Source organism: Ilumatobacter sp. (assembly GCF_049588435.1).
Lineage (GTDB): Bacteria > Actinomycetota > Acidimicrobiia > Acidimicrobiales > Ilumatobacteraceae > Ilumatobacter_A.
This window is the reverse complement of record NZ_JBAVYV010000138.1, coordinates 1-2,839: the sequence shown is the minus strand read 5'-3', so window position 1 is coordinate 2,839 and position 2,839 is coordinate 1. Positions and strand designations below refer to the sequence as shown.

Annotated in this window: 4 protein-coding genes; 1 reads left to right on the top strand and 3 read right to left on the bottom strand. The window is 68.4% G+C overall.

All coding sequences use genetic code 11. The annotated features are described in order from the left end of the window. The coding region (locus tag WBV89_RS05360; protein ID WP_423980307.1) for a molybdopterin-dependent oxidoreductase at window positions 1-1,292 on the bottom strand (1,292 nt) is incomplete at its 3' end. 36 nt (window positions 1,293-1,328) lie between these two features. On the opposite strand from WBV89_RS05360, the gene WBV89_RS05355 reads away from it, so the two are divergent. Then, a complete protein-coding gene (locus WBV89_RS05355) occupies window positions 1,329-2,051 on the top strand; it encodes a dihydrofolate reductase family protein (RefSeq protein WP_423980306.1) in 723 nt (240 codons plus the stop codon). On the opposite strand, the gene nrdR is transcribed toward WBV89_RS05355, so the two are convergent. Both nrdR and WBV89_RS05345 read right to left on the bottom strand, forming a co-directional pair. Then, window positions 2,011-2,484 carry a transcriptional regulator NrdR gene (gene nrdR / locus WBV89_RS05350; protein ID WP_423980305.1) on the bottom strand — a complete coding sequence of 158 codons (474 nt, stop codon included), beginning with the start codon at window positions 2,482-2,484 and terminating at the stop codon, window positions 2,011-2,013. The two genes, WBV89_RS05355 and nrdR, sit on opposite strands and share 41 nt — an antisense overlap. A 33-nt stretch (window positions 2,485-2,517) precedes the next feature. Continuing rightward, on the bottom strand, window positions 2,518-2,839 hold a 322-nt coding region (locus tag WBV89_RS05345), incomplete at its 5' end, for a LysM peptidoglycan-binding domain-containing protein (protein WP_423980304.1).

Genomic DNA, 2,839 nt, shown 5'->3' with positions numbered 1-2,839 from the left:
TACATGTCGATCGACACCATGAACTCGAGTTCGTCGAGCGCATCGGCGAGCTGTTCGCTGTTCGGCGTCGACAGCACCGGGTTGCCGGCGAGCATCACCAGCCCGCGAACCTGGCCGTCACCGGGGGTGGTGATCTCCTCCGCCATGGCCGCGACCGGGTACTCACCCATCACCTCGGGATGGCCGCTCACGCGCGAGCTCCCGCGCCCGACCCGGAATCCCTTGCCGGTCCCGGTCCGCCCGCGGGTGGTGGCACCCCCGGCGACCGGTGTGGCGAACATCGAGCCACCGGCGCGGTCCAGATTGCCCGACAGGGTGTTGACCACGTCGACGAGCCAGGACGCCGTCGAGCCGAACTCCGTCGTCGTCGTCCCGATACGGCCGTACACGGCGGCGGTGGGCGCCGCCGCCAGCTCGCGAGCCATCGAGCGGATGGTCGCGGCATCGACACCGGTCGGTGCCGCCATCGCCTCGGGTGTGAACGGGCCGAGTGCCTCGCCGAGGCGATCGACGCCGACGACATGGTTGCGGACGTGGTCACCCACGTCGGCGAGCCCCTCCTCGACCAGCACGTTCGCGATGGCAGCGAGCAGGAGTGCGTCGGTGCCCGGGCGAATGCTGACCCACTGATCGGCCTGCTCGGCGGTCCGTGACCTGCGCGGATCGACGACGACGACCTTGCCACCGCGCTCCTGAATCGCCTCGATCCGGCCCGGGAAGTCGGGAGCCGTGCACACCGAACCGTTCGACGCGTAGGGGTTGGCCCCGAGAATGAGCAGATGATCGGTGCGATCGAGGTCGGGTACCGGAATCGCCACCGGCGAGCCGAACACGTGACCGGCCGCCACGTGCCGGGGCATCTGATCGACCGTCGATGCACTGAATCGAACCCGTGTGCCGAGCCCGGTCAACAGCGCCCGCGAGAACGTCATCGCCGACAGGCTGTGCGCGGTCGGATTGCCGATGTAGACGCCGAGCGATTCGCGCCCGTGCCGCTCGATCAGATCCGGCAGGCGAGCGGCGATCTCGTCCCACGCCTCGTCCCACGTGACCTCCACGTGCTCCCCGTTCCGCTTGATCAGCGGTGAACGCAGGCGGTCGGGGTCCTCGTGCAGTTGTTTGAGCGTCGATCCCTTGGGACAGATGAAGCCGTGTGAGAACACGTCGTCCATGTCGCCGCGGATCCGTTGAACCCGTTCGGATCCGTCATCGTCACGCTTCACCGTGATCTCGAGGCCGCAGCCGGCCTCGCAGAGGGGACAGGTGCGAAACGCCGTGCGGGTGTCGGTCATGGTGCAATGCTTCCAGATCTGCGAGCCTGAGCCGTGATGCAGGCACCCCTCCACCGCGTGATCCCCCATTCGAACACCGGCACGGTCACGTTGCGCGAGGCCTACGCGACGTCGCTCGCGTCCGACACCGACGCCCCGTGGGTGGGCCTGTGCATGGTCGCATCGATCGACGGCTCGACCGTCGTCGACGGGGTCTCGGGCGGGCTGTCGAGCGACAACGACTCCGGCGTTCTCCTCCAGCTCCGCTCGATCGCTCAGGTCGTCGTCGTCGGAGCGGGAACGGTGCGTGGCGAGGGGTACGGCAAGCCCAGCACGCCCGGACAGCGGATCGGCGTCGTGACCGGCAGCGGTTCGATCGATCCGACGTCGTCGCTGTTCGCGTCGGGAGCAGGGTTCCTGATCACGTCCGAGTCAGCCCGCCTCGACGCGCGCATCGAGCGCGACGTCGAGGTGATCCGTGCCGGCACCGATCACGTCGATCTACGCGCGGCGTTCGCCTCGATCCCCCAGGTACGTCCCGACGTCGAGTTCATCCAGGTCGAGGGCGGCGCCACGCTCAATGCAGCGATCGCCGAGGCGGACCTCTTCGACGAACTCAACATCACGACGTCCCCTGCGACGGTGAACGGATCGGGGCCGCGCCTGTTCCACGGCGGAGCGGACCACTCCCGTCGGTACGAGCTCGCCCAGTTGCTCGTCGACGACGAGTCGTTCGTGTTCAGTCGCTGGCGACGGCGCGGGGAGCGGACTTCTCCATGAGCTCGAGCTCACGGTGAAAGTCGGCGGCGGCGTCGAAGTGCTTGTACACGCTCGCGAAGCGCAGATAGCTGACGTCGTCGACGCCGCGTAGCTCGTCGAGAACGGTGAGCCCGACCACGGCGGTCGAGACCTCGTTCCCGTTCAGACGCACGACGTCTTCGACGTGCGTCGCCATCCGCTCGAGCGTGTCGGCCGAGACCGCTCGGCCCTTGGTCGCGGCGGCGAGGCCGGCAACGACCTTCGTCCGGTCGAACGGCTCGATGTCACCCGACGACTTGACGACGGTCAGCGGCGCGTGATCGACGCGTTCGAAGGTGGTGAAGCGATGGGAGCATGCGAGGCACTGACGGCGACGCCGGATCGCCGTGCCCTCCTCGGCCACGCGAGAGTCCACCACCCTGCACTCGTCAGCACGACATGACGGGCACTGCACATCGTGGAGCGTACCGGTCGAGGCAGCAAAGGTTCAGGGCAGCGCCACCGCTTGGCCCACGATGATCGTGGTCGAACCGTTGAGCTCGATCAACGCACGCACGTAACCGTCACGACCCACTTGCCCACGGTGCTCGTCGGCGATCGACCACAGCGAGTCGCCCGCCCGTGCGACGTGCACGGCACCGGGGGCCGCACTCACTGCGTCGTCGGCGAACACCTGGCTGGCGCCGAAACCGGCGAGCACCGCGTCGAACACCGACACGAGCGAGATCGCAGCGACGATTCCGCCAAGCGCGACGCCGACCCGGCGCGCCGCATAGTTCGGCCGGTGTGTGGGACGCGGCAGCCGGCGT

Excerpts from the sequence above, each read along its gene's own strand:
- WBV89_RS05355 (WP_423980306.1), top strand. The coding sequence starts at position 1,329 with ATGCAGGCACCCCTCCACCGCGTGATCCCCCATTCGAACACCGGCACG.